This window comes from Staphylococcus sp. EG-SA-2, assembly GCF_017152085.1.
The window spans coordinates 1-561 of record NZ_JACYHC010000079.1; the positions used below are offsets into that span (position 1 = coordinate 1).

The window sequence follows — 561 nt, forward strand, 5'->3', positions numbered from 1 at the left end:
AAATGACTTGTAGCAACTTGTCACACTTTTTGTCTCTTTACATATACTGATGTAAAGAGATTTTTTTATTATCGGAGGAAATGAATATTATGCAAAATGATGAAATGTTTGAACGAACAGTAAAACCAGTACTAGATGTAAATGAAAAACCACAACCAGCGCAATGGGCATTTTTAAGCTTACAACATTTATTTGCGATGTTTGGCGCAACAGTACTAGTACCATTCTTAACAGGACTACCAATATCCGCAGCGTTACTAGCTTCGGGAATCGGTACATTACTTTATATCTTAATAACGAAGGCGCAAATACCAGCATACTTGGGATCTAGCTTTGCATTTATCACACCAATTATCACGGGATTAAGTACGCATAGCTTAGGAGACATGCTTGTAGCATTATTCATGAGTGGTGTTATGTACGTCATCATCGGAATTCTAATCAAATTAAGTGGGACAGCATGGTTAATGAAATTATTACCACCAGTTGTTGTTGGACCAGTCATCATGGTAATTGGTTTAAGCTTAGCGCCTACTGCAGTCAATATGGCAATGTATGAAA

The 561-nt window shown here is 36.7% G+C and carries 1 protein-coding gene; it reads left to right on the forward strand.

What is annotated here, in order from left to right; translation table 11 throughout:
* Window positions 1-89: 89 nt before the first annotated feature.
* Window positions 90-561, forward strand: a 472-nt coding sequence (locus tag IDG60_RS00645; RefSeq protein ID WP_274611426.1) for a solute carrier family 23 protein, incomplete at its 3' end; no start/stop codon positions are given.